The 23,116-nt window shown below is 68.9% G+C and carries 19 protein-coding genes and 1 pseudogene; 9 read left to right on the top strand and 11 right to left on the bottom strand.

All coding sequences use genetic code 11. The features are described from left to right. Window positions 1-89: 89 nt before the first annotated feature. Window positions 90-2,381, bottom strand: coding sequence for a transglycosylase domain-containing protein (locus ACQEXA_RS26525; RefSeq protein WP_433131212.1), 2,292 nt, complete (start codon window positions 2,379-2,381; stop codon window positions 90-92). Window positions 2,382-2,788: 407 nt separating this feature from the next. On the opposite strand from ACQEXA_RS26525, the gene ACQEXA_RS26520 reads away from it, so the two are divergent. Continuing rightward, window positions 2,789-3,127 (top strand): WhiB family transcriptional regulator, encoded by a 339-nt coding sequence (locus ACQEXA_RS26520; protein ID WP_432930715.1) that lies wholly within the window; start codon window positions 2,789-2,791, stop codon window positions 3,125-3,127. A 617-nt stretch (window positions 3,128-3,744) separates the two neighbouring features. On the opposite strand, the gene ACQEXA_RS26515 is transcribed toward ACQEXA_RS26520, so the two are convergent. Continuing rightward, the gene (locus ACQEXA_RS26515) at window positions 3,745-5,133 is read right to left on the bottom strand and encodes an ArsA family ATPase (protein WP_432930717.1); all 1,389 of its coding nucleotides are present in this window, start codon (window positions 5,131-5,133) and stop codon (window positions 3,745-3,747) included. Next, window positions 5,130-6,107: an ArsA family ATPase gene (locus tag ACQEXA_RS26510; RefSeq protein ID WP_432930719.1), complete on the bottom strand. Its 978-nt coding sequence runs from the start codon at window positions 6,105-6,107 to the stop codon at window positions 5,130-5,132. Before ACQEXA_RS26510 ends, ACQEXA_RS26515 begins: the two co-directional genes overlap by 4 nt. A gap of 596 nt (window positions 6,108-6,703) precedes the next feature. On the opposite strand from ACQEXA_RS26510, the pseudogene ACQEXA_RS26505 reads away from it, so the two are divergent. After that, a pseudogene (locus ACQEXA_RS26505) lies at window positions 6,704-7,931 on the top strand (IS110 family transposase). Window positions 7,932-8,529: 598 nt separating this feature from the next. Here ACQEXA_RS26505 and ACQEXA_RS26500 read toward each other — a convergent pair. After that, window positions 8,530-8,688, bottom strand: coding sequence for a helix-turn-helix domain-containing protein (locus ACQEXA_RS26500; RefSeq protein ID WP_432939394.1), 159 nt, complete (start codon window positions 8,686-8,688; stop codon window positions 8,530-8,532). Between the two features lie 86 nt (window positions 8,689-8,774). Next, window positions 8,775-10,460, bottom strand: coding sequence for a recombinase family protein (locus ACQEXA_RS26495; RefSeq protein ID WP_433131209.1), 1,686 nt, complete (start codon window positions 10,458-10,460; stop codon window positions 8,775-8,777). Here ACQEXA_RS26495 and ACQEXA_RS26490 point away from each other — a divergent pair. The 4 genes from ACQEXA_RS26490 (at window position 10,459) to ACQEXA_RS26475 (ending at window position 12,944) form a co-directional block, all read left to right on the top strand. Then, window positions 10,459-10,635: a DUF4177 domain-containing protein gene (locus tag ACQEXA_RS26490; RefSeq protein ID WP_359401980.1), complete on the top strand. Its 177-nt coding sequence runs from the start codon at window positions 10,459-10,461 to the stop codon at window positions 10,633-10,635. The genes ACQEXA_RS26495 and ACQEXA_RS26490 overlap by 2 nt on opposite strands. Next, a complete protein-coding gene (locus tag ACQEXA_RS26485) occupies window positions 10,632-11,099 on the top strand; it encodes a RidA family protein (RefSeq protein ID WP_360996101.1) in 468 nt (155 codons plus the stop codon). The genes ACQEXA_RS26490 and ACQEXA_RS26485 overlap by 4 nt, the downstream gene beginning before the upstream one ends. Window positions 11,100-11,218: 119 nt before the next feature. Beyond that, window positions 11,219-12,088 (top strand): NUDIX hydrolase, encoded by an 870-nt coding sequence (locus ACQEXA_RS26480; protein WP_432930724.1) that lies wholly within the window; start codon window positions 11,219-11,221, stop codon window positions 12,086-12,088. Window positions 12,089-12,113: 25 nt separating this feature from the next. Then, entirely contained in the window at window positions 12,114-12,944 is an 831-nt protein-coding gene (locus tag ACQEXA_RS26475) for an MBL fold metallo-hydrolase (protein WP_432930726.1), read from the top strand. Between the two features lie 174 nt (window positions 12,945-13,118). Here the strand turns inward: ACQEXA_RS26475 and ACQEXA_RS26470 are convergent, their stop codons facing one another. Beyond that, the gene (locus ACQEXA_RS26470; protein WP_030573597.1) at window positions 13,119-13,793 is read right to left on the bottom strand and encodes a Crp/Fnr family transcriptional regulator; all 675 of its coding nucleotides are present in this window, start codon (window positions 13,791-13,793) and stop codon (window positions 13,119-13,121) included. A 274-nt stretch (window positions 13,794-14,067) separates the two neighbouring features. Between ACQEXA_RS26470 and nth the strand changes: the two genes are divergently transcribed. The 3 genes from nth to ACQEXA_RS26455 all read left to right on the top strand — a co-directional run bounded on the left by nth (window position 14,068) and on the right by ACQEXA_RS26455 (window position 17,376). Beyond that, on the top strand, window positions 14,068-15,207 hold the full coding sequence (gene nth, locus ACQEXA_RS26465; protein WP_433131207.1) for an endonuclease III: 1,140 nt from the start codon (window positions 14,068-14,070) through the stop codon (window positions 15,205-15,207). Between the two features lie 162 nt (window positions 15,208-15,369). Continuing rightward, window positions 15,370-16,056 carry an NUDIX hydrolase gene (locus tag ACQEXA_RS26460; protein ID WP_432930731.1) on the top strand — a complete coding sequence of 229 codons (687 nt, stop codon included), beginning with the start codon at window positions 15,370-15,372 and terminating at the stop codon, window positions 16,054-16,056. Window positions 16,057-16,176: 120 nt separating this feature from the next. Further along, window positions 16,177-17,376, top strand: coding sequence for a MarP family serine protease (locus tag ACQEXA_RS26455; protein WP_432930733.1), 1,200 nt, complete (start codon window positions 16,177-16,179; stop codon window positions 17,374-17,376). A gap of 39 nt (window positions 17,377-17,415) precedes the next feature. Here ACQEXA_RS26455 and ACQEXA_RS26450 read toward each other — a convergent pair whose 3' ends face one another. The 5 genes from ACQEXA_RS26450 to acs all read right to left on the bottom strand — a co-directional run bounded on the left by ACQEXA_RS26450 (window position 17,416) and on the right by acs (window position 23,038). After that, window positions 17,416-17,595, bottom strand: a complete 180-nt coding sequence (locus ACQEXA_RS26450) for a hypothetical protein (RefSeq protein WP_359402001.1) — start codon at window positions 17,593-17,595, stop codon at window positions 17,416-17,418. Window positions 17,596-17,794: 199 nt separating this feature from the next. Next, complete coding sequence (locus ACQEXA_RS26445) at window positions 17,795-18,745, bottom strand: alpha/beta fold hydrolase (protein ID WP_433131205.1); 951 nt, start codon at window positions 18,743-18,745, stop codon at window positions 17,795-17,797. Next, window positions 18,742-19,221, bottom strand: coding sequence for a phage holin family protein (locus tag ACQEXA_RS26440; protein WP_432930736.1), 480 nt, complete (start codon window positions 19,219-19,221; stop codon window positions 18,742-18,744). Before ACQEXA_RS26440 ends, ACQEXA_RS26445 begins: the two co-directional genes overlap by 4 nt. Before the next feature lie 172 nt (window positions 19,222-19,393). Further along, window positions 19,394-20,815, bottom strand: a complete 1,422-nt coding sequence (gene nhaA, locus ACQEXA_RS26435; protein ID WP_432939397.1) for a Na+/H+ antiporter NhaA — start codon at window positions 20,813-20,815, stop codon at window positions 19,394-19,396. A gap of 261 nt (window positions 20,816-21,076) precedes the next feature. Next, window positions 21,077-23,038: an acetate--CoA ligase gene (acs, locus tag ACQEXA_RS26430; RefSeq protein ID WP_432930738.1), complete on the bottom strand. Its 1,962-nt coding sequence runs from the start codon at window positions 23,036-23,038 to the stop codon at window positions 21,077-21,079. Between the last annotated feature and the right edge of the window lie 78 nt (window positions 23,039-23,116).

The raw sequence follows: 23,116 nt of genomic DNA, 5'->3' as shown, positions 1-23,116 counted from the left end.
TACGGGTGCGTACGACAGCGGGGGCGTCCCTTCACAGGAGAGACGCCCCCGTCGTCGTACAAGGAGGGGAAACGCGGAACTCGGGCTGGTCAGCCCCTCCGGCCGCCGGTTCCGTTCCCGTTCCCCTGGAGGAATCCCTCAGGGATGGAGAAGGACGGTTGCGGGTTCGCGCCGCCGTTGGTCGATCCGTTGGTGGCTCCGGTGGTCCCGCCGATGGTCAGCCCGCCGTCGATCAGACCGCCGATCTGTCCACCGTTCTGGTTCCCGTTGGTGTCGCCGTTGCCGTGCCCGTCTCCGCCGTCCCTCCGGTCGGGGCTGTCGGGGATGTTGACCAGGTTGAAGTCCTCGACCGGCTTGCCCGACAGTGCGCCCGACATCATGTCGCGCCAGATCGGGCCCGGGACCTGACCGCCGTAGACCTTGTCGTAGGTGACGCCGCCGATGGTGATGTGGGTCATCTGCCGCTTGTGCGCCGGGTCGCCGACCCAGACCGCGCCCGCCATGTTCGGCGTGTAGCCGACGAACCAGGCCGCGTAGCGGAAGTCCGTCGTACCGGTCTTGCCCGCGCTGGGGCGGTCGCCGAGGCCGGCCTGCGTGCCCGTGCCGTCCTCGACCACGCCCTTCAGGATGGTGTTGATCGTGTCCGCGGTGGTCTCCGACATCGCGCGCGAGCACGTCGTCTTCGGAACGGGCAGCGACTTCTTCTGGTTGCCGACGGTCTGTGTGATCGACTCGATGGCGACCGGGGTGCAGTACGTGCCGCGGTCGGCGAAGGTCGCGTACGCGCTCGCCATGGTCAGCGGGGACATCTCCTGGGTGCCGAGCGCGATCGACGGGGCCTGGTTGATCTGCCCGCCGTCCGCGCGGTTCACGCCCATCTTCTTGGCCATCTGCGTCACCGGGCAGATGCCGATGTCACTGATCAACTGCACGTAGTAGGTGTTGACCGACTTGGCGGTCGCTTCCTTCATGCCGTACGGACCGTGCTCCGACTCGTTCTCGTTGGTGAGCTTGGTGCCGTCGGTGTTCACCCACTGCTTGCCGTCGCAGGCCGACACCGGGCTCGGGTACGCCATCTCGTAGGGCGACGGGTACTCCTGGGTGGCGGGCATGCCGCCCTCGATGGCGGCGGCGGCAACGATCGGCTTGAACGTCGAACCGGGCTGGTAGCCCGCGCCACCGCCCATCGCCTTGTCCACCGAGAGGTTGATCTGCGTCTCGTTCTTGCCGAAGCCGTACGGGCGGGACTGGCCCATCCCGAGGATCTTGCCGGTGCCGGGCTCGACGATGGTCGCGGCCGTGGCCACGTCGTCGCTCTGGTTGACGTGCTCCTTGATGGACTTCTGCACCGAGTCCTGCGCCTGCGGGTCCAGCGTCGTGCGGATCGTGAGGCCGCCTCGGTTCCAGATCTTCGCCCGGTCCGTCTGGGTCTTGCCGAAGACCGGGTTGTTCAGGAACACCTCGCGGACGTAGTCGCAGAAGAAGCCCGCGCCCTTGACCGCGGTGATGCAGCCGTTCTTCGGCTGGCTGACGTGCAGCCCGAGGGGGGTCGCCTTGGCCTTGTCGGCTTCGCCCTGCGTGATGTCGTGCACCTCGGCCATGCGCTGCAGCACCACGTTGCGCCGCTTCTTGGCCTCCGCCTCGTCGCTCACCGGGTCGTACCGGGTGGGCGACTGGACGAGACCCGCGAGCAGCGCGGACTCCTGAAGGTTCAGGTCCTTGGCGTGCTTGGAGAAGTAGCGCTGGGAGGCGGCCTCGACGCCGTACGCCTGCTGACCGAAGAACGTGATGTTCAGGTAGTTCTCGAGGATCTTCTTCTTGCCGAGCTTCTGCTCGATCTGGATCGCGTACTTCAGCTCGCGGATCTTCCGGCCGAACGTCTGCTGGGTGGCCTGGGCGACCTTCGTCGGGTCGTCGCCGGCCTCCTCCACGAAGTAGTTCTTCACCAGCTGCTGGGTGAGCGTGGAGGCGCCCTGGGCCACTCCGCCGTTCTGCGCGTTCTGGTTCAGCGCGCGCAGAACGCCCTTCAGGTCGATCGCGCCGTGCTGGTAGAACCGCGAGTCCTCGATCGCGACGATCGCCTTCTGCATGTACGGCGAGATGTCCTTGAGTTCCACCACCGTGCGGTCGCGCGAGTAGACCGTGGCGATCGCGCTCCCCTGGTTGTCGAGGATGGTGGTGCGCTGGCTCAGCTGCGGGCTCTTGAGATTGGCCGGGATGTCGTCGAATCCCTTGACCGACCCCTTGGCGGCAAGCCCGAGCGCGCCTGCGGCGGGCAGCGCGATGCCGGCCATCACCGCCCCCGCGAGCACACTCACTCCGAGGAACTTGGCGGCCTGCTGCACGAGGGACAGCCCCCCGCCCGAGCGCTTCTTTGGCATGAGGGAAGCCTACGTTCTCATTCGCCGGACACGCGTCTAGGCCTTGGCCTAAGCTGATCTCAACTGTCACAGCAGTAGGGCCACGTATCAAATACGTCCGGCGAACCCGAATCGTTCCGGTGTTCCCCAACATTTTTGTTGGGTACGTGCCCGAATCCGCCTTGTGTGTCACCAGGCATCCGTTGTGGCGCAGCTGAACCGTCCGGTTTTTCCGGGAAGTCGTGTATGTCGTCAGCTCACTCCCCCGGGTGATCTGCCGTTTACCCATAGTCCGTTCGGGCCATTCAAGATTGGGCCCGAAGGGGGTGTTGCGCTGTGCCCACCTTCCGTAACGTCCTCAACTGGCGGCGGTGAATATGCCGCTGCCGCCGTGGGGGAGCCTCGATTCGGGAGAGGACGGCGCCGGTATGGGCTGGGTAACCGACTGGAGTCGGCAGGCGGCCTGCCGCACTACCGATCCAGATGAACTGTTTGTGCAAGGAGCAGCGCAGAACAGGGCCAAGGCAGTGTGCACCGGATGTCCGGTACGCACAGAATGTCTGGCCGATGCTTTGGACAACCGCGTCGAGTTCGGCGTGTGGGGAGGCATGACGGAGCGGGAGCGCCGCGCACTGCTGCGCAGGCGGCCGACCGTCACCTCGTGGCGCCACCTACTGGAGACCGCGCGCACCGAGTACGAGCGCGGAGCGGGTCTGCTGCCACTTGACGAGGAAGAGGTCTACGAGAACTACGCCGCTGTGGGCTGACGGGCAGAGTCGCTTCCGGGTGCGGAGTTCGCCGCCGGAGGGGGCCGTTGGTCACCCCGGCGCATGGCTGTCCGCGGCCGGCGCGCCTGGCCATTGCTGGATGTTCGGCATGCCCGTCCATGGCCGGATGCGGGGCGCCCTCGGGCGCCCCGGCCTGCCCTTGGTGGCATTCGCGGAACCCGTGGTGTTCGCGGGATCCATGGGAGCTGATTCGCCGAGGCGGTGACGTCTTGGGGGTCTGCCTGGTGAGGCGGTTGTCGCCGCCGTGAACGGGCTTGGCCTGTGTTGCGGTCGTCACAAACATGCCTTTATAACAGGCATTTCGGTCATTGGGATGCACGTTGGGCCTGCGGGACGCTCCCCGCAGCCTCTTGCGGCTCTCTGGCCACGAGGGTTCGAGGCCGGCTCGCTGTTGAGTTGTGCGCCGGCATAGCGCATCCGCGCACAGGTCCCGTTCCTACGACCGCCTTGGTGTGGGGCGGACGGGACTTCGGCGGATGCCGCCGACCTGGTCGCAGCCATGGCAGGGTGCCGTCGGCACCCTCGCGTGTGCCCGGCGTACAGAAGGACACGGCGCCACAGGGCCCGGCGCGCCCAGGGCAGGCGCCCAAGGCTCCCTACGCGTACGCCTCATCCTCCTCAGTGCCACCGAGTTGGTTGGCCGCGAGCCGGTCCCCGATGTCCCGCAGCCCCGTCAGGTCGTGGACGTCCCCGGGCAGCGCGGCCACTTCCGCCACAGGCACCTCCGGGTGACGTGCGGTGAAACGATCACGGGTGCGCTGCTCGCGGGAGAGCAGCTGCATACGCTCCGCATGCAGCCTCAACAGGCCTGCGGTGAGTTGCTCGACGCTCCGGTCCTGGTCCGCGACGGCGGGGGAGCCTGCGTCACGGTCCGGTGCTCCGGATGAAGAAGCTTCTGAACTGCCATGCGTGTCGGGAGAGTTACGAATTCCAGCCTTCCCGCCCCGCTGATCCACAATGCGGGACTCTTCAAGATTTTCGGCGGCGCCGAGCGCTCGCTCGGCGGAGAGCTGGGCGGCGCCGCTGCCGTGGACACGGTTCAGCACCAGGCCGGCCAGCGGCATGTCCTCGGCGGCCAGGCGCTGCACGAAGTACGCCGCCTCCCGCAGTGCGTCCCGCTCGGGCGCCGCCACCACCAGAAACGCCGTACCGGGCGCCTGCAGCAGCTTGTACGTGGCGTCCGCGCGCGTGCGGAACCCCCCGAACATGGTGTCCATGGCGGCCACGAACGTCTGGACGTCCTTCAGGAGCTGACCCCCGAGCAGCTTGCCCAGGGCGCCCGTCATCATCGACATCCCGACGTTCAGGAACTTCATCCCCGCACGGCCACCCACCTTCGCCGGGGCCATCAGGACCCGGATCAGCTTGCCGTCGAGGAAGGACCCGAGGCGCTTGGGGGCATCCAGGAAGTCCAGTGCGGACCGAGAGGGCGGGGTGTCGACGACGATGAGGTCCCATTCGTCCCGCGCCCGCAGCTGCCCCAGCTTCTCCATCGCCATGTACTCCTGCGTGCCCGCGAAGCCCGCCGAGAGCGACTGGTAGAAGGGGTTGCCCAGAATGGCGGCGGCCCGCTCGCGATCCGCGTGCGCCTCGACGATCTCGTCGAAGGTGCGCTTCATGTCGAGCATCATGGCGTGCAGTTCGCCGCCCGCGCTCTCGTCGATGCCCTTCACCCGCCGGGGGGTGTTGTCGAGCGCGTCGATACCCATGGACTGGGCGAGCCGGCGAGCCGGGTCGATGGTCAGCACGACCACCTTGCGGCCGCGCTCGGCGGCGCGCAGCCCCAGGGCGGCCGCCGTCGTCGTCTTGCCGACGCCACCGGAGCCGCAGCACACGACGATGCGGGTGTTCGGGTCGTCGAGGAGCGGGTCGACCTCCAGGACGGGGCCCGGGTTCAACGCGCGCGTGGAATTCGTCTCGAGGGGATTGGCCACGTCCTGGGCGGAGGCCGTGTCGTCGCTCGCGGGGGCGGGGTCCGATGTCATGAGATCCCTTGCTGACGCAGTTCCGTGGCAAGTTCGTACAAGCCCGCCAGGTCCATTCCTTCGGCGAGCAGCGGCAGTTCGTGCAGGGGCAGGCCCAGTTCCATGAGCGCGCTCCGCTGCTCGCGCTCCAGGGCGAACCGCTCCGCGTACTCGTCGGCCTGCTCGAGCAGCGGGTCCACCAGACGCTCCGCGAGCCCGCCACGGCGCGCCCCGCCGAGGCCGGCGGCCGACAGGGACTTGGCGACAGCCGTTCGCGGCACGGCCCGCGCGAGGTCGAGGTCCGACTCGTCCAGCACCACGGGCCGCACCATGTTCACGACGATCCGGCCCACCTGCAGCTTCGCGGCACGCAGTTCGGTGATCCCGTCCGCCGTCTCCTGCACGGGCATCTCCTCCAGGAGCGCCACCAGATGCACGGCCGTCTCCCGGGACTTGAGCACCCGCATCACGGCCTGGGCCTGATTGTGTATCGGGCCGATCTTGGCGAGGCCCGCCACCTCGTCGTTCACGTTCAGGAAGCGGGCGATGCGTCCGGTGGGCGGCGCGTCCATCACCACGTAGTCGTACACGAACCGGCCGTCGCGGTCCTTCCTGCGGACGGCCTCGCACGCCTTGCCGGTCAGGAGCACATCCCTCAGGCCGGGCGCGATGGTGGTGGCGAAGTCGATGGCACCGAGCTTCCTCAGCGCCCGCCCGGCGCCCCCCAGTTTGTAGAACATCTGGAGGTAGTCCAGCAGAGCGAGCTCGGGGTCGATGGCCAGCGCGTACACCTCGCCGCCGCCCGGGGCGACGGCGATCTTGCGCTCCTCGTACGGCAGCGCCTCCGTCTCGAAGAGTTGTGCGATGCCTTGTCTGCCCTCCACCTCGACGAGGAGAGTGCGCTTGCCCTCGGTCGCGAGGGCGAGCGCCAGTGCGGCGGCCACCGTGGTCTTACCGGTGCCGCCCTTGCCGCTTACGACCTGGAGCCTGCTCACGTCTTCGAGCCTAATTCCTTTCCAACGGCCCCGGGGCGTCAGGTCGAGTCACCGGGGTGTTCGAGCAGTGAGGGCTGTCACGCCTACTTCGAGCTGGGCCTGTGAGGCCTCTGGTTAGAGCGTGCGGACGGTTCTCCTGCTTGTGGTGGTGGCGGTCGCGTGGGCGTCGAGCGGATGTCTTCACGCGACCTGGTCAGCAAGACCTCCTCAGAGAACGGCGGCGCTCGACGTCTTCGCGGCCGTCACCACCCAAAGCATTGGCGAGACTGCGAGTGCTGCGCGGACGCCCATAAAGGGCCTGGCCTTGATGCCTCCTACCAGAGCGGCGACGCGCAGGACTCGCAGCCCGTCAACAACCGACCACTTGATCACTCGTTGGTGTTGGTGGGACGAGCCCGCCGCACGGTGACCTCTTGTTGCACCCGAGCCCTGTGAGCTCCCGCATAGACCGAGGCCCGCGCGGCGCGCTGGTGCCACGAACACGGCTAGTGAGGTGTCGGACCGGCCCCGGTGGCCGAGTCCTGGAATTAGGTCGCTGCGTGGCCCGCATGCGCTCGTGACCAGCGCAAACACCCGTGCCATGGGAGGAAACAACCTTGATCTTCTGCGGAATCGACTGGGCGGAACGGCGTCACGACGTCGCCCTGGTCGACGACACCGGCGAGTTACGCGCCAAGCGCCGCATCACCGACGACGCGGCCGGTTACCAGCTCCTCCTGGACCTGCTCGCCGAGCACGGCGATACCGAGGACACCCCGATCCCGGTCGCCATCGAGACCTCCAGGGGTCTGCTGGTCGCCGTGCTGCGCCAGGGCAAGCGCCAGGTCTTCGCCATCAACCCGATGGCCGCCGCCCGTTACCGCGACCGCCACAGCGTCTCGCGCAAGAAGTCCGACCCCGGCGACGCCCTGGTCCTGGCCAACATCCTGCGCACCGACATGCACGCCCACCGGCCGCTACCGCAGGACACCGATCTGGGCCGCGCCATCGCCGTCCTGGCCAGGGCCCACCGGCCGCACCTGGAACCGGCAGCAGAACTCCAACCAGCTCCGCTCCCTGCTGCGCGAGTACTACCCATCCGCCCTGGACGCCTTCGCACCCTGGCAGAACGGCCTCTGCCGTCCCGAGGCACGCGAACTACTCAGGCTCGCTCCCACTCCCTCCCGGGCCGCAAGGCTGAGCCGCACGCAGATCCAGGCCGCGCTCAAGCGCGCCGGCCGCAAGCGCGGCATCGAGGCCGAGGCCGACCGGATCCGCGAAGTCTTCCGCGCAGAGTGGGCTCACCAGCCGCTGCTGGTCGAGGACGCGCTCGGCAAGCAGATGCTCGCCCTCCTGGGTCAGCTGGAGGCCGCGTGCACCGCGGCCGACGACCTCGCCAAGGCGGTGGAGGAGGCGTTCTCTCAGCACCCGGACGCTGACGTGATCCTCAGCTTCCCCGGGCTCGGCGTCCAGCTCGGCGCCCGGGTGCTGGCCGAGATCGGGGACGACCGCAGCCGGTTCGCCGACGCCCGCGGACTGAAGGCGTACGCCGGCTCCTCGCCCATCACCAGGGCCTCCGGCAAGAAGTCGAGCATCACCCGGCGGCGAGTGAAGAACGACCGCCTCAACCACGCCGGCTACCTCTGGGCCTTCGCGGCCCCCAACGGATCACCCGGAGCCAAGGCCCACTACCGACGTCGACGTGACGTTCACGGAGACTGGCACGCGGCCGCCCTGCGAAATCTCTTCAACCGGATGCTCGGTCAGCTCTACCGCTGCCTGTGGGAGCACGAGGTGTTCGAAGAACAGACGGCTTTCCCCGCCACGATGGCCGCCGCGGCTTGACTCTTAGATTCGTGAGGTGTCTAACCAGTCTGTGTGCGCCCTACGCGGGAGGCTGTGGACAACTCCCTCCGCCGTCGGCCACATGTCCCCTCGAACCGACGCGCCGGACGGCCGGATACCGCCGGTCACATCGGGGTCGCGGTCGAACGGATGCCGCTGGTCCCACCAGGACCGTGGTCGGCCACATGACCCGGTCGCCGCGACGGCTACAGTCGGCCCATGACCAAGTAAGAATATGCGAAAGGCTACGTCATGCACCATGGCGTGAATCAGTAGTCGTCTGACCTGCGGCTATGCGTGCTCCTCCAGCCTCAGCGGGGCTGCCATCTCTCCAGCGATCCACCTGCGCACGAGGGGCATGGAACCTGTCCGGTTGTGTGACAGATACGACAGCCGTCGAAGCCCCCGCAGTGCGGGCACCACACAGATCAGGACTGATCTGGGATGACCCCCCGGTTGAACAATTTCGCAGCGATATGTGCGGAGCTGGGGGTCGGGTCCATGGGGCGCGCTCGCCCAGAGATTGACCCACCCCCATGCCCAGACATGCGAAAGACCGTCCACCACGATGGGTAGATGCTCTCTCAAACGGGCGGGGTCACTCCGCGTCGGCAAGCGCCCGATACAGCGTCGCGCGGGACACATTGAGTGCCTTGGCAATGGCCGTGACGCTCTCTCCCTTCGCCTTACGCACCTTGGCCGCAGCGAGCTTGTCAGCATGGGGTTCCCAGCTCTCTCGGGGCGCAAGGGCTCCCAGTGCGCTTTACGGCCCGTCTGTGGGCATGAGAAAGCCCCGCCCGACCACTGGGACCGAACGTGGCTGAGGGGGAGGCTCAGGGGCGCCTACACCCACTCGATGGACACGCGCCCCTCGATCACGGCAGATGCCTTACTGCCTCGGCTCTTTTCGCTGGGCAGCGCCTTTCGCACGGTCACCCGCTTGCAGAACAGCGCCACGAAGCTACGCCGGTCGGTCAGCGTCGCCGACTCCCACCAGGACCCCGGACCCAGCGGGTCACCGTTGTCTGACTCGGTCCACGCGCCGATGGGCAGCACCAGCGAACCAGCCTGCCCGAGTGCCTCCAGCCTGCTGTCAGCGGCGCGTAGCCGCTCCTGCTGCGTCCGGATGTCCTCCTGCCAGCGTGCCCGGCCGACGGGGTCACCGGCGTACAGGTCACGGTCGTCGTACAACTGCGTCAGAGCCCGCGTAGCGTCTGCCCGCTCCTGCACGACCGCTTGCCGCTCCTGCGCTGCCTCGGGCGTCTCGTTCACCTCGGCGTAGTGCGCGCTGACGCGAGTGAGGGTTTCCCGCGACTCCTCATCCCATTCCGCTGCCGCAATCACCGCGAAAATGCTCCGGACCACATGATCGTCGAGGGCGGCGCGCGAAATGTAGCTGCGCCCCTCATGGTCACCAGGCGCAGCGCTTACCGGCTTCCCTGCCGGGCGGTTGCAGAAGTAGCTGGGGCGCGCTGAGTTGTTGGCCGACATCGAGCAGCCACACGCGCAGACCAGTACGCCCATGGATGAGAGCAGCGCCGTAGTCCGGTGCTCATTCATGCGGACCGGCCGGGCGTCGAGCCATTCCTGCACGGCGAACCAATCAGCTTCGCTGAGGATCGGTTCCCATGCGCGGACCGGCTTACCCTCGGCGTCCCGCTGTATCCGGTGGCCGGTCACGCGCCCATTGGTGCCGTAGGTGGCCTCAGTGTGGAAGCCAGCGATATGCGGGTGGCGAAGCATGCGGATGAGCGTCTTGGGGTGCCATGAGCTACCGGCCGTGCGCTTCCCGCGCGAGGCACCCAGGGTCGGGACCCCTTCGGTATTCAGCGTCGAGCAGATTGAGTGCACAGAGTCAGTGCCAGCGAGCAGGGCCTTCACAACGCGCCGGATAACTTCCGCCTCATCCGGATGAGTTACGAGGGTCTGCACGGCAACAGGTTTGCCGCCGGGAGCAGTCCGGTTCTCCTGCTGAAGCCTGCGACCGTATGGCGCCTTGCCGCCCACATAACCTCCCAGCGAACGGGCCAGTGCAGCAGCGTCACGGACGGCCGTCGACTTGTTCTTGGACTCCTGGTGCGCTGCGTCGAGGCGGAAGATCAGGTGAATCAGGTCCATGGTGTCGCCGGGCCAGAATACGCCCTCCATGGTCGACACGATGGTTACGCCCAGCGAGAGCAATTCGTTGACGATTGGGATTGCGTCGCGCGGCTCTAGGCGGGAAAGCCTTGAAATGTTGTAGACGACGACCACGTTGACCCGGCCCATGCGACAGCCGCGCAACAGCCGCTCAAAATCCGGCCGCTCCGTCCCGCTGTAGGCAGAGATGCCGACGTCCTCATAGTGTCCACACCAGGTGGCTTCACGGCCCTGCCGCGCGGCCTTAGTGGCGAACGACTCGAACCGTGCCCGGTTGGCGTCGCGCTGGCTCGCGGGGCTTGCCTCGCTGCCGTTGACCCGTCCGTAGGACTGCCGTGTGTAGCCTGCGACGTGAAGGTTCATACCGCTGACCACCTGGGGTGTTGTCATGGCAGATTCTCGCCATCGTTCATGGGAATACGCAACCGTGCCGCTGCTCGTCCACGCCACGAAGCAGATTCTGGACACCTGGGGCGAGGACGGCTGGGAGCTCGTCCAGGTCGTGCCCGGGCCGAACAACCCCGAGCAGCTGGTGGCCTACCTGAAGCGGGAGAAGCAGGCATGAGCGCGGTCGAGTCACGGCTTGCCGAACTGGGGCTGACGCTGCCGGAGGTCGTGCCGCCGCTCGCCGCCTACCAGCCGGCCGTGCGGTCCGGGGCGTATGTGTACACCGCCGGCCAGCTCCCGATGGTCGAGGGCAAGCTTCCGGTGACCGGCAAGGTGGGCGCCGAGGTCACCGCCGAGGAGGCCAAGGACCTGGCCCGCACCTGCGCGTTGAACGCTCTGGCCGCGGTCAAGTCCGTGACGGGCGACCTCGACCGTATCGCGCGTGTCGTGAAGGTCGTCGGCTTCGTGGCGTCGGCATCGGACTTCACGGGCCAGCCGGGCGTCGTCAATGGTGCCAGTGAGCTGCTCGCCGAGGTGCTCGGCGACAAGGGCGTGCACGCCCGCAGCGCGGTCGGTGTGGCGGTGCTTCCGCTGGACGCGCCGGTCGAGGTGGAGATCCAGGTGGAGCTGACCGAGGCGTGATCGACCCCCCAGGGTGACGGCCGTCCCGCCCGGATACGGGTGCTGGAGAGGCGCTGGTCCCCTGGAGGAGACGATCATTGCCTCTCGAACATCAGCTCACTACGGGATAGCCTCCGCTCATGGGGAATGGGCAGTGGTTTCCACCGGAGTGGCCAGAGCGGATCCGCGCACTCGCAGAGGGCACGCTCACTCCGGTCGTGCCGAAGCGCGCGGCCACCGTGATGCTCCTCCGGGACACCGACGGGTTCCCCGCCGTCCACATGTTGCGCAGACGCGCCTCCATGGCCTTCGCCGGAGGCGCGTACGCCTACCCGGGGGGCGGTGTCGACCCGCGCGACCACGACCGTACGATCCGCTGGGCGGGTCCCACGCGCGCGTGGTGGGCGGACCGCCTCGGTGTCGACGAGACGTCCGCCCAGGCCATCGTCTGCGCCGCCGTACGGGAGACGTACGAGGAGGCCGGTGTCCTGCTGGCCGGGCCCACCGCGGAGACCGTCGTGGGGGACACCACGGGCACGGACTGGGAGGTGGACCGCGCCTCGCTGGTCGCCCGTGACCTCTCCTTCGCCGAGTTCCTCGACCGCCGGGGGCTCGTCCTGCGCTCGGACCTGCTGGGGGCGTGGACGCGCTGGATCACCCCCGAGTTCGAGCCCCGCCGCTACGACACTTGGTTCTTCGTGGCCGCGCTCCCCGAGGGGCAGCGCACCCGGAACGCCTCCACGGAGGCCGACCGCACGGTGTGGATCCGTCCGTCGGAGGCGGCGACCGCGTACGACAAGGGCGAACTGCTCATGATGCCGCCGACCGTCGCGACCCTGCGCCAACTGGTGCCCTATGCCACCGCGGCCGACGCCCTGCGGGCCGCGCCGGACCGCGATCTGACCCCGGTTCTGGCCCGGGCCCGCCTGGAGGGCGGCGAGGTGGTGCTGAGCTGGCCCGGCCACGACGAGTTCACCAAGCACATCCCGACGGGTGGAGCGCCCGCATGAACCACGCCACGGAAGGTGCCTCCGCATGACGGACGCTGCAGCTCTCCCCGGACAGCCGCGCGGCGGGGTCCTCTCGGGTCCCGCCACCGAGCGTGCCGTCAATGTCCTCGCCCCCAACGCGTCGGCGATGACCCTCGACGGCACCAACACCTGGATCGTCTCCGAGCCCGACTCCGAGCTCGCGGTCGTGATCGATCCCGGGCCGCTCGACGACGGACACCTGAGCAATGTGATCGACACGGCGGAGAAGGCCGGCAAACAGGTCGCGCTCACGCTGCTCACGCACGGCCACCCGGACCACGCGGAGGGCGCCGTACGGTTCGCCGAGCTGACCCGCACCCCTGTGCGGGCCCTGGACCCGGCGCTCCGGCTCGGCGACGAGGGACTCGGCCACGGCGATGTCGTCACGGTCGGCGGCCTGGAACTGCGCGTCGTGTCGACGCCGGGCCATACCGCGGACTCGCTGAGCTTCCACCTCCCGGCCGATCGCGCCGTCCTGACAGGTGACACCATCCTCGGCCGCGGTACGACCGTCGTGGCGCACCCCGACGGCCGGCTCGGGGACTATCTGGACTCCCTGCGCCGCCTGAGGTCGCTGACCGTCGACGACGGCGTCCACACCGTGCTGCCCGGCCACGGGCCCGTCCTGGAGGACGCCCAGGGCGCCGTCGAGTTCTACCTCGCCCACCGCGCCCACCGACTCGCCCAGGTCGAGACCGCGGTCGAGAACGGTCACCGCACACCCGACGAGGTCGTGGCACACGTCTACGCCGACGTGGACCGTTCCCTGTGGCCGGCGGCCGAGCTGTCCGTACGGGCGCAACTGGACTACCTGCGGGAACACGGGCTGATCTGAGGCGCCCGGAAGCCGCTCACGGACCTGGTCGACGACGGGCCGCAAGAGGCCGCTCGGCGGCGAGGCCCTTCAGGCCAGGGTGAGGATGCGCGGGCGAAGGCCCTGACGGCGACGACAACGGGCCCCGCCTCCTCGGAGGACGGGGCCCAGGGTCGTACCGGCCGGGACCAGGCGTCAGCGGGAGCGCTTGGCCAGCCGCTCCACGTCCAGCAGGATCACCGCGCGGGCCTCCAGACGGAGCCAGCCGCGCCCGGCGAAGTCCGCCAGCGCCTTGTTGACCGTCTCCCGGGACGCGCCGACCAGCTGGGCCAGCTCCTCCTGGGTGAGGTCGTGCACGACGTGGATGCCCTCCTCGGACTGCACGCCGAACCGTCGCGAGAGGTCCAGCAGCGCGCGGGCCACACGGCCGGGCACGTCCGAGAAGACCAGGTCGGACATCTGGTCGTTGGTCTTGCGCAGCCGTCGTGCGACGGCGCGCAGCAGAGCCGCGGCCACCTCGGGCCGCGCGTTCAGCCACGGCTGAAGGTCGCCGTGGCCCAGGCCCAGCAGCTTGACCTCGGTCAGCGCGGTGGCCGTCGCCGTACGCGGACCGGGGTCGAACAGCGACAGCTCGCCGATCAGCTCACCGGGGCCGAGGACCGCGAGCATGTTCTCGCGCCCGTCGGGCGAGGTGCGGTGAAGCTTGACCTTGCCCTCCATGACCACGTACAGGCGGTCACCGGGGTCGCCCTCGTGGAACAGCGAGTCGCCGCGGGCGAGGGTCACCTCACTCATGGAGGCGCGGAGCTCCGCGGCCTGCTCGTCATCGAGCGCCGCGAAGAGCGGGGCGCGCCGCAGAACGTCGTCCACGAGTTCTCTCCTTGTCGACCTGCTCAGGGGATCTTGCTCCCCCGTATACCAGGGGACCGTGTTCCCCATTTTGCCGGGCGGTCCAAACAGTGTGATCTGTCACAAGGATGCCGCACGGATGTGCCGGGGTATGCGGCAGGGGTCCAATCGGGGGCCGATCTTCTGGCTCCAGGGCGGATGTCGGTGCCGGGCTTTAGGCTGGCCGGGTGTCCAAATACCGGTGAGAGCACAGGCCAAGGGGGCTGGGCGGGTGGTTGTACGTCGCGATTCTGCTGTGGGCGAACAGGGCTCCGGCGGCGGCAGGAAAACGGCAAAGACGGCGAAGGCGACGCCTGAGCAGGCGCCGTCGAAGCGGCCTGCCAACAAGGCGACCGCCAAGAAGGCCACCACGGGGACGGCCTTCGCCGCTTCCGAGACGGCCACATCGGCGAAGTCGGCCACGCCCGCGAAGTCGGCATCGGCGAAGAAGTCGGCGCCAGCGAAAAAGACGGCCGCCAAGAAGACCCCGGCGGCGAAGGCCGCGGTCAAGAAGGCCACCTCGGCGAAGAAGGCCGCCACGCCGGAGGCCGTCTACGAGAAGGGCACGGTCGCCGTGAAGGCCGCCGCCCCGGCCAGGACGATCGCAGCGAAGCCCCCCGGCAACGAGTCACGCGCAGCTCTCGTCCGCCGCGCCCGCCGTATCAACCGCGAACTCGCCGAGGTGTACCCCTACGCCCACCCGGAGCTGGACTTCGAGAACCCCTTCCAGCTGATCGTCGCGACGGTCCTGTCCGCGCAGACCACCGACCTGCGAGTGAACCAGACCACCCCGGGGCTCTTCGCCAGGTACCCGACTCCCGAGGACCTCGCGGCCGCCAATCCGGAGGACGTCGAGGAGATCCTGCGCCCGACCGGCTTCTTCCGGGCCAAGACCAAGTCCGTGATCGGTCTCTCCAAGGCGCTGGTGGAGCAGTTCGGCGGCGAGGTGCCCGACATCGTGGAGGACCTCGTCAAGCTGCCCGGCGTGGGCCGCAAGACCGCTTTCGTGGTGCTGGGGAACGCCTTCGGCCACCCCGGCATCACCGTCGACACGCATTTCCAGCGGCTTGTACGGCGGTGGCAGTGGACCGACCAGACCGACCCCGACAAGATCGAGGCGGCGGTCGGTGCGCTCTTCCCGAAGAGCGAGTGGACGATGCTGTCGCACCATGTGATCTTCCACGGCCGCCGGATCTGCCATGCCCGCAAGCCGGCCTGCGGCGCCTGCCCGATCGCCCCGCTGTGCCCGGCGTACGGGGAGGGCGAGACCGATCCCGAGAAGGCGAAGAAGCTCCTGAAGTACGAGAAGGGCGGCTTCCCGGGCCAGCGGCTCAAGCCTCCGCAGGCCTATCTGGACGCAGGCGGAAAGCCTGCGCCGCCGCTGGGGGCCGGGTGAGGCGCCGGGGCAGGAGCGCGCGCCGGTCAGGCGAGGGAGGGCGCATGGGGGCCGGTCCCCAGGACACCCACACGGGGGACGTGCGGAACGATTCACGCTTCCGCGGGCGTTGGGATCGGCAGAACGGGGGTGGCGATGACACACGCGAGTAATACGGATCGCATGAGCGACACGGACGGCGAACGGCTGCGTCTGAACACGGAGGGACTGCCCGACTGGCTGGACCCGGTCGTGCGGGCGGTGCAGACCGTCGAGCCGCTCCAGCTCAGCCGATTTCTGCCGCCGGAGGACGGCGCGGGGCGCCAGTCGGCCGTGCTGATCCTGTTCGGCGAGGGCGATCACGGCCCCGAGATGCTGCTGATGGAGCGCGCCGGTTCGCTGCGCTCGCACGCGGGCCAGCCCTCGTTCCCCGGTGGTGCTCTCGACCCCGAGGACGGCGACCCGAGGGCCGACGGCCCGCTGCGGGCCGCTCTCCGCGAGGCCGAGGAGGAGACCGGGCTCGATCCGAGCGGTGTCCAGCTCTTCGGTGTGCTGCCCAAGCTGTACATCCCGGTCAGTGGTTTCGTCGTGACCCCCGTCCTCGGCTGGTGGCGCGAGAGGAGCCCGGTGGGTGTCGTCGATCCCAATGAGACCGCGCGGGTCTTTACCGTGCCCGTGGCGGATCTCACGGATCCGGCCAACAGAGCCACCACCGTCCACCCGAGTGGCCATCGGGGTCCGGCATTCCTGGTCGAATCCGCCCTTGTCTGGGGTTTCACGGCGGGCGTCATCGACCGCCTGCTTCACTACGCGGGCTGGGAGCGCCCCTGGGACCGCGACAAGCAGGTCCCGCTGGACTGGCGCGCATGACAAGGTGACCCCCGTGCTGTCTTTTTCCGGGGGACGTCGTGCCCTCTTGCCGTTGTGTGACGGGCCGGGTCCCCGGCCGGACGAAGACGGCCCGAATGTGACGAGGCGAGGCTCGAATCAGTGAACGTGCTGGACATCCTGTTGCTGGTCGCCGCCGTGTGGTTCGCGATCGTCGGCTACCGCCAGGGTTTCGTCGTCGGCATCCTGTCGGTGATCGGCTTCTTGGGGGGTGGGCTGCTTGCGGTCTATCTGCTGCCCTTCCTCTGGGACAGGGCGACGAGTGACCACAAGGTGAGCACGACCGCCGCCGTCGTCGCTGTCGTCGTCGTGATCGTCTGCGCTTCCGTCGGCCAGGCTCTGACCACGCACCTCGGCAACAAGCTGCGCCGGTACATCACCTGGTCCCCGGCGCGCGCCCTGGACGCCACGGGCGGCGCCCTCGTCAACGTGGTGGCGATGCTTCTGGTCGCCTGGCTGATCGGCTCGGCCCTCGCCGGTACGACGCTGCCGACGCTCGGGAAGGAGGTCCGCAGCTCCAAGGTGCTCCTCGGGGTCTCCCGTGCCCTGCCCGAGCAGGCGGACACCTGGTTCGCCGACTTCTCCACGGTCCTCGCGCAGAACGGCTTCCCGCAGGTCTTCAGCCCGTTCGCGAACGAGCCCATCACCGAGGTGCGGCCCCCCGACCCGGCCCTCGCGAAGAGTGAGGTCGCCACGCGCGCGCAGCGGTCCATCGTCAAGGTCATGGGTACGGCGCAGCGCTGCGGCAAGGTCCTCGAAGGAACCGGCTTCGTCTTCGGCAACCGCCGCGTGATGACCAACGCGCACGTGGTCGGCGGGGTCGACGAGCCCACCGTCCAGATAGGCGGCGAGGGCAGGAGGTACGACGCGAAGGTCGTGCTCTACGACTGGCACCGCGACATCGCCGTACTCGACGTGCCCGACCTGAATGCGCCGGCGCTGCAGTTCACGTCCAAGGACGCGGCCGGCGGCAGCAACGCGATCGTCGCCGGATTCCCGGAGAACGGCTCGTACAACGTCCAGCCCGCGCGCGTCCGTGGCCGCATCACGGCCAACGGCCCGGACATCTACCACCGCGGCACGGTCCGCCGCGATGTGTACTCGCTGTTCGCGACCGTCCGCCAGGGCAACTCCGGAGGCCCCTTGCTCACACCCGAGGGCAGGGTCTACGGAGTGGTCTTCGCCAAGTCCCTCGACGACCCCGACACGGGGTACGCGCTCAGCGCGGACGAGGTCCGGGAGGACATCTCCAAGGGGCGTACGGCAAATCAGCAGGTGGACAGCGACAGCTGTGCGCTCTGACTGCGGAGAGCGGGGGCACCCGCTTTCCGGAAGACCGGGTCAGCCGCGTTGGTGACGCAGACGTACCGAGACCCAGCGGGCCCGGCGGCGCAGAATGTGGTGGATGCTGACGCGGGGGTCGGTGCCCGCCAGCTGCGGGGCGCCCCCCTCGTGGGAGCCCGGCCCTGCGGCCGAGCTGCGGTTGCGTGCTACGTCACTGTAGTCGTGCGTCCAGCCCATACCCCGACGTCTGCCCCCGCCCCAAGGTCGATAACCGCTCCTGCACCCCCCAATTGGCTTATGCGGCGGGCATGTGGCCGGTCGGGGAACGGGCGTTCCCGTCCGGCCACCGAGTGCATCCGCGAGGTCACCGAACGGGGTCGCATGCGATCTCCCCGGGGCCCGATCCGGCGGGGGCGGGACGTGGCTCGGACGTGGGTCAGCGGTCGGGTTCGGGATCCCGGAGCCAGTTGATCAGCTCGGCGGAGAACGCCACCGGGTCCTCCTCGTGCGGGAAGTGGCCCAGCCCGTCGAACAGCCGCCAGCGGTACGGCGCCTCGACGTACTCGCCCGATCCTGCTGCGCTCCTCGTGCGCATCACGGGGTCCAGGGAGCCGTGCAGATGCAGCATGGGCACCCGCACCGGCCGCTTCATGCGGCGGTTGAACTGGATGCCGTCAGGGCGGGCCAGCGAGCGCACCATCCAGCGGTACGGCTCGATCGAGCAGTGTGCCGTCGACGGGATGGACATGGCGCGCCGGTACACCTCCACGGCCTCGTCGTCGGGCAGTCGCGGGCCCGACCAGTCCCGGATGAGCCGTCCGACCAGGGCGGCGTTGTCGGCGGTGAGGTGGCGCTCAGGGATCCAGGGCCGCTGGAACCCCCATATGTAGGAGCCCGCGGCCGTCTGCCTGAAGTCGCCGAGCATCGCCGAGCGCCAGCGTCGCGGGTGCGGCATCGAGGCGACCACGAGCCGCCGCACGAGCTTGGGGCGCATGGCCGCCGCCGTCCAGGCGAGGTACCCGCCCAGATCGTGACCGACGAGTGCGGCGTCGGGCTCGCCCAGGGACCGGACGACCCCGGTGATGTCGAGCGCCAGATTCGCCGGGTCGTAACCGCGCGGCGTACGGTCGCTGCCGCCCACCCCCCGCAGATCCATCGCCACGGCCCTGAAGCCGGCGTCGGCGAGAGCGACCAGCTGATGCCGCCAGGCCCACCAGAACTGCGGGAAACCGTGCAGCAGGAGCACCAGCGGGCCGTCGCCCAGTTCCGCGATGTGGAAGCGTGCGCCGTTGGCCGCGACGTCCCGGTGCGTCACCTGCTTTTCGCCGGGTACGTCGAGCCGCACGACCGAGGTGGGTTGCGCCGAAGGAGTGGCGGGGTCCGTCATGAGGACGAGCGTGCCACAGCCTCGGCAGCCTTGTCGGTCGAGTTCGGCTGACGAGGGTGCGGCTTGGCGTGCTGCAGCACGCCCGCGGTCTCCTTCATCGAAGCGGCGACCTTCTGCGGGCCCTTGCTCTTCTTGGCCTTCTTCGCGAAGACCGTGCCGATGAGCGCGAGCAGCGCGGCGACGAGCACGTTGGCGGCGAAGGACAGCAGGAAGCAGACGGCCATGTTCCAGCCGCTCCAGGTCCGGATCCCGTACGCCAGCGCGAAGTTGAGCATGGGCAGGGAGAACAGCAGTACGGCGCCCGCGGCCGAGAACGCGCCGCCGCTCGTCGCGCCGCGCTTGACGTCCTGCCGGAGCTGGGCCTTGGCCAGCGCGATCTCGTCGTGCACCAGCGCGGACATTTCGGTCGTCGCCGAGGCGAACAGCTGGCCGATGCTGCGTTCGGCGCCGACCGGGCTGCCGTCGGGTGCGCTCATCGCGGTCTCCCTGCTCTCTGCGTGTCTGCTCCGCGCCGCTGCGGAGTTGTGTGGATGTGTCAGATCATGCCGGACGGTCGTTCTCCTCGCTTGGCCCGCCCGCTACTTCGGCAAGTGTGCCGCTGTCCGCGTCCGGACGGCGGGCGGCGCCCGCTCAGCCGGACGCGGCGTCTCAGCGACCGGAGGACGGCTGCTTCCCGGCGTCGGACGGCGACCCGCTCACCGCTCCCTTGAGTGCGGCGAGCCTGCGGTGCTCGGCGGCCCTGCGTTCGAGGATCTCGGCCATCCGCAGGTGGTAGGCCGGATCGTCGTCCGCGTAGACGTCCGGAATGCCGTCGAGGTCCTCGTCGCGCTCCTCGTCCGCGCAGAGTGCGCGGTACTTGGCGTTCCGTATCTTCAGCAGCATGGTGGCGCACAGGGCTGCGATCAGGGACCCGACGAGGACCGCCGTCTTGACCTCGTCGGTGAGCACGGCGTCGCCCGCGAAGGCGAGTTCGCCTATGAGCAGGGAGACGGTGAATCCGATCCCCGCCAGAGTGGCGACCGCGAACACGTCCGCCCAGGCGAGCCCTTCGCTGAGCGTGGCGCGCGTGAAGCGGACCGCCAGCCATGTACCGCCGAAGATGCCGACCGTCTTCCCTACGACGAGGCCGAGTACGACGCCGAGGGTCTCCGGCCTGGTGAAGACGTCCCCGAGGGCCCCGCCCGAGATCACGACGCCCGCGTTGAACAGGGCGAACAGCGGCACAGCGAGCCCCGCTGACAGGGGCCGTACGAGATGTTCGATGTACTCGCCGGGGGAGTGCTCCTCGTCCCCGTGGCGGTGGCAGCGCAGCATCAGCCCCATGGCCACGCCGGCGATGGTGGCGTGGACACCGCTGTTGTGCATCAGGCCCCAGATGACCAGCGCGAGCGGGACGTACACGTACCAGCCGCGTACGCCCTTGCGTAGCAGCACCCAGAACGCGACGAGCCCGACCATGGCGCCGCCGAGGGCCACGAAGTCGAGACGGTTCGTGAAGAAGACGGCGATGATCAGGATCGCGAACAGGTCGTCGACGACGGCGAGGGTGAGCAGGAAGGCGCGCAGGGCCGAGGGCAGGGAGGTGCCGATGACCGCGAGGACCGCGAGCGCGAACGCGATGTCGGTGGCCGTGGGGACCGCCCAGCCGGCGAAGGAGCCGCCGTAGGCAGCGTTGGTGAGGGCGTAGACGACCGCGGGTACGGCCATACCGCAGAGCGCGGCGATCACGGGGAGTACCGCGGCGCGCGGGTCCCGGAGATCGCCTGCGACCAGTTCGCGCTTGAGTTCGATGCCGGCGACGAAGAAGAAGATCGCGAGGAGGCCGTCGGCAGCCCAGTGCTGGACGGACAGATGCAGTCCGAGGGTGGCGGGCCCGAAGCTGAAGTGGCCGATGTTCTCGTAGGCGCTGTGCAGCACGCCTGTGTTGGACCAGATCAGGGCCACGACCGCGGCGAGCAGAAGCAGCACACCACCGACGGTCTCGGCGCGCAGCGCATTCGTGACGATCGTCCGCTCGGGAAGGGAGAGACGTCCGAGGAACGTGCGGTCACGGGTGCGGGGCGTGGCCACGGTGAAGACCTCCGGGTCGGTACGACGGCTGACCACCGTCCGGGATCGCGGACGGCTCGCCGACCAGACTTCCCGGCACACCCATCAATCATTTTACCTGACCCATACGAATTAAATATGTGCTTATCGTGCGGAAGCGGGGTCAGGCGGACGGCGAACGGGAACGCGTGAGCGGGAGGTGGGGGAGGGTTCGGGCATGAAGAACAGAAAAACGGGGCGCCCGGCTGCTGCCGGGCGCCCCGTCGCGAACCAGGGGACTGCTCAGTCCTCGCCGGGCGCCGCCGGCAGCTTCGCCTGGATCAGGTCCATCACGGTCGAGTCCGTCAGCGTGGTGACGTCACCCAGCTGACGGTTCTCGGCGACATCGCGCAGCAGACGCCGCATGATCTTGCCCGACCGCGTCTTCGGCAGCTCCCCCACCGGAAGGATCCGCTTCGGCTTGGCGATGGGGCCGAGCGTCGCGCCGACGTGGTTGCGCAGCTCGGCGACGAGACCGTCGTCCTCGGACGCCGTGCCCCGCAGGATCACGAACGCCACGATCGCCTGCCCGGTGGTCTCGTCCGCGGCACCCACGACCGCCGCCTCGGCGACCGCGGGGTGCGACACCAGTGCCGACTCGACCTCCGTGGTGGAGATGTTGTGCCCGGACACGAGCATCACGTCGTCGACCCGCCCGAGCAGCCAGATGTCGCCGTCGTCGTCCTTCTTCGCGCCGTCCCCAGCGAAGTACTTGCCTTCGAAGCGCGACCAGTACGTGTCGATGAACCGCTGGTCGTCACCCCAGATGGTGCGCAGCATCGACGGCCACGGCTCGGTGAGCACCAGATAGCCGCCGCCTCCGTTCGACACCTCGTTCGCTTCGTCGTCGACCACGGTCGCGGAGATGCCCGGCAGGGGCCGCTGCGCCGAACCCGGCTTGGTCTCGGTCACGCCCGGGAGCGGCGAGATCATCATCGCGCCGGTCTCGGTCTGCCACCAGGTGTCCACGATCGGCGTGCGGTCGGCACCGATGTTCTTGCGGTACCAGATCCAGGCCTCGGGGTTGATGGGCTCGCCCACGGACCCGAGGACCCGCAGGGTGCTCAGATCGAACTTGGCGGGGATGTCGTCGCCCCACTTCATGAACGTGCGGATGGCCGTCGGCGCCGTGTACAGGATGGTCACCCCGTACTTCTGCACGATCTCCCAGAACCGGCCCTGGTGCGGGGTGTCCGGCGTGCCCTCGTACATGACCTGGGTCGCGCCGTTGGCCAGCGGCCCGTACACGATGTACGAGTGCCCGGTGACCCAGCCGACGTCCGCGGTGCACCAGTAGACGTCGCTCTCCGGCTTGAGGTCGAAGACCGCCCAGTGCGTGTACGAGGTCTGCGTGAGGTAGCCGCCCGAGGTGTGCAGGATGCCCTTGGGCTTACCCGTCGTACCGGACGTGTAGAGGATGAACAGCGGGTGCTCCGCGTCGAACGCCTCGGGCGTGTGCTCCGCGGACTGCCGCTCGACGATCTCGTGCCACCACACGTCCCGGCCCTCGGTCCAGGCGATCTCCTGGCCCGTGCGCCGTACGACGAGTACGTGCTCGACGTTGTCCACGCGCTCGATCGCGTCGTCGACGGCCGGCTTGAGCGCGGACGGCTTGCCCCGGCGGTAGCCCCCGTCGGAGGTGATGACGACCTTGGCGTCGGCGTCCTGGATGCGGGTGGCGAGGGCGTCGGCCGAGAAGCCGCCGAAGACGACGGAGTGCGCGGCTCCGATGCGGGCGCAGGCCAGCATCGCGATCGCGGTCTCCGGGATCATCGGCATGTACACCGCGACCCGGTCGCCCTTGCGGACACCGAGTTCGAGCAGGGCGTTGGCGGTCTTGGAGACCTCGTCCTTGAGCTCGGCGTAGGTGATGGCGCGGCTGTCGCCGGGCTCGCCCTCGAAGTGGATGGCGACGCGGTCACCGTGACCGGCCTCCACATGCCGGTCGACGCAGTTGTACGCGACGTTGAGCTTGCCGTCCTTGAACCACTTGGCGAAGGGCGGATTCGACCAGTCGAGGGTCTCGGTGGGCTCCACGGCCCAGGTCAGCCGACGGGCCTGCTCGGCCCAGAAGCCCAGCCTGTCAGCCTTGGCCTGTTCGTACGCCTCGGCCGTGACGTTGGCGCCCGCGGCCAGGTCGGCAGGGGGCGCGAACCTGCGCTCTTCCTTGAGCAGGTTGGATAGAGACGAACGCTCGTTGCTCATTCCTTGCGACTCCCAACGCGCTGACGCTGTCGACATGTGGTGTAGACCAATCTGCCTACGGGCGGCATCCGGGTCAAC

Source organism: Streptomyces sp. CA-106110 (genome assembly GCF_050936285.1).
Classification (GTDB): Bacteria; Actinomycetota; Actinomycetes; order Streptomycetales; family Streptomycetaceae; genus Streptomyces.
This window is presented reverse-complemented; position numbering and strand designations above follow the sequence as displayed.